Origin of the sequence: Bacteroides coprosuis (assembly GCF_020741705.1) — a bacterium.
Lineage (GTDB): Bacteria > Bacteroidota > Bacteroidia > Bacteroidales > Bacteroidaceae > Bacteroides_E > Bacteroides_E coprosuis.
Map to the genome: position 1 here is coordinate 1 of NZ_DYYK01000060.1, position 2,566 is coordinate 2,566.

General features: G+C 34.1%; 4 protein-coding genes. All 4 read right to left on the minus strand.

The genetic code is table 11. The annotated features are described in order from the left end of the window. Window positions 1–503 (minus strand): GNAT family N-acetyltransferase (locus K8V80_RS03550; RefSeq protein ID WP_276775493.1); only part of this gene is annotated, 503 nt, incomplete at its 3' end. Between the two features lie 230 nt (window positions 504–733). Beyond that, window positions 734–1,045, minus strand: coding sequence for a hypothetical protein (locus K8V80_RS03555; RefSeq protein ID WP_276775495.1), 312 nt, complete (start codon window positions 1,043–1,045; stop codon window positions 734–736). Window positions 1,046–1,058: 13 nt separating this feature from the next. After that, window positions 1,059–1,850, minus strand: coding sequence for an ABC transporter permease (locus tag K8V80_RS03560; RefSeq protein WP_276775497.1), 792 nt, complete (start codon window positions 1,848–1,850; stop codon window positions 1,059–1,061). 41 nt (window positions 1,851–1,891) lie between these two features. Beyond that, a complete protein-coding gene (locus tag K8V80_RS03565) occupies window positions 1,892–2,512 on the minus strand; it encodes an ABC transporter ATP-binding protein (protein WP_040310380.1) in 621 nt (206 codons plus the stop codon). Between the last annotated feature and the right edge of the window lie 54 nt (window positions 2,513–2,566).

Here is a 2,566-nt window from a genome sequence, read left to right on the forward strand (position 1 = left end):
TCTTTTTCTGAAAGTGTATAAAAGTACAAATCACTAATATTTCCACTTTTTAATGCTACCTTTTGAAGTGCAGCTTCTTTCTCAAAACCTAGCTTTTCGAGTACACGTATGGCCTTATCATCATAATCAAAAACTTCTGTGACTAGCTTCATAACAGGAAGGTGGAAAAAAGAATGTTTTACAAGTTTATCTAGAACTTCATCCATTAAATTATCTTCCCAAAAATCGGGACATAACCAAAAACTCAATTGATAGACAATAGAGAAAGGTGGTTTCATTCTGGTAAATCCTACACCCCCTACTACATCATTGTCAACTTCTATGGCATAGATATCATATTCTACACCTTTCTGACAAAATTTATCCAAGTAATTCTTAGCTATTTTTGCTGTTGCAGGGAAAGGTATATCTTCAGATAATGAAGACCATATGTGAATATTGTTCATCTGCTTCACCAACGCATCTATATCGGTTGGCTTCCATCTTCTTATATTATAATCCATAAAGCAAGAATGTGAAAATGTTTAATAACAAATATAGGTAATTTATATTGTCATTACAAAAGGGATTCCTACTATTTTTAAGAAAAAGTTGTTCTATTTTAATTAGAATCGTAACCTCATAAAAAGCAACCCATAAGCTCCAAGCTCTCTGAATATCCTAATTGTGTTGAAAAAGGACAAATTATAGTCTATTCTTTGATTGTCTAAATACAGTCAATATATCAAACATTTTATTTTTTTTGCTTCTGGCATAGTTTTACAAAAGTATTGGCCAAAGCAAACCGCCTATCAATGGGTTTATTACGTGGAATAAAAGTGAGAATAAGTCGCCAATCTCCTTCTCTATAGACTCTCGTAAATGGTTGGGATTCTTGATACTGATTGCTCTTATCTGTAAGGAAATCTTGTAAATATAAAGGTAAGCTCTCTCCTTTCTTTGAAAACTCCACGGTAATAAAGTATTTATTTTGTGGGTGGAGAGCAATCTGCTTCATTATTTTTACTTCAAAAGAATCTTCGCTATAATTCGGTAAACAGAGCATATTCAAGCTGTTTTTATTTTTCTTCTTTAAACACGGGTTTCATCACTCCAAACTTATTAAATGTACTATTTGAGGATAGTGTAATCGTAATCATTAAGCACAACATAGATGCTGTAAAGTTGATGACTACAATCATCATTTGATATTTTATTGCTACGTTGGGGCTACTTCCTCCGAGTATCTGACCAATCATTGTACCTGGCAGAGCTACTAGTCCCATTACAGCCATATTAGCTATCAGCGGACTAAAGGCTTTTATCATTGCCTGACCGATAAATGGTGCTCTGGCTTCTTTTTGAGAAGCTCCATTGCCTAGTAAGTAATAATAGAGTTGTTGCTCTCTCTGCAAACCCGAATAATAAGTATTCAAAGCAATTACATTGCTCGAAAGCATATTGCCCATTAATATGCCAAATATGGGAATAAAGTACTGAGCATCAAATATATTGTCGATTTGCAGTACTATACCTAGAAAAAACACACCTATGGTAATAACACTAAATAAGAAACCGATAACAATGGGTATCATTAATACACTTCGCTTTAAGCGAGTACGTGCAAGTGCTGTGTGTGAGGCAACAAAAATCATAACTACTACCCAGAGGATATTGATCCATGGATTATCCCATAAGAAGAGATACTTGAGGTACATTCCTACAAAAAATAGTTGCACAATCATGCGTATAATAGCTATGGCTGTTGCTTTGACCAACCACGTTTTAAATTTCCATAGATAATAAAGAGGTATAAAAGATAAGAGTAACCCTATGCCTAAACTTAAAAATGATATATCTATAGTTCCCACTTCTGTTTTATTTTATAGCTGTATTTCAGCAATTCATATCGTTATAAAAAGATGCGTTTATCGCAACTATCTGCAAAGATTCTATCGTGTGTAACAGCTAAAATAGCCGTACTCTTTTGAGTCTCATTCTTTAGAAAACGAATTACTTTACTCACCGATGCGGGGTCTAGTGCAGAGGTTGGTTCATCAATTATCATTAATGGCTTTTGTAACATAGTTGTAACAGCGATCATAATACGTTGACGCTGACCTCCCGATATCTCAGTAACTCTTCTTTCTAATAAATCATGCTCTAAGCCCAATGCTTCAAAATGTTTATACAGTGTTTTTTCGGAGAATTTGATGTTGCGATTGGCCTTTAGTTTAAAAGGAATACGCACCATCTCAGAAACCCATTCTGATGGAATAGATAATTCTTGAGGAATCCAAGCTACTCTTTTTCTTATTTCATCTATAGTACTAACCCCAAGGATTAATCCATCAACTACAATAGAGCCTTCCGATAAGGGTACAAAGCCCAGAATAGCATTTAGTAAAGATGTTTTGCCTTTGCCAGATTCACCAGTTATGCAATACATTTCACCCAAATGTAGGTCTAAATTGAAGTGAGTAAACAATTTACCATGTCCAAAAGAGATGCACGCATTCTCTATATGTAATATTGGTTTATTCATTATAAGTGGCAAAGATAAGGAATTATATCTATTTCGTATTAT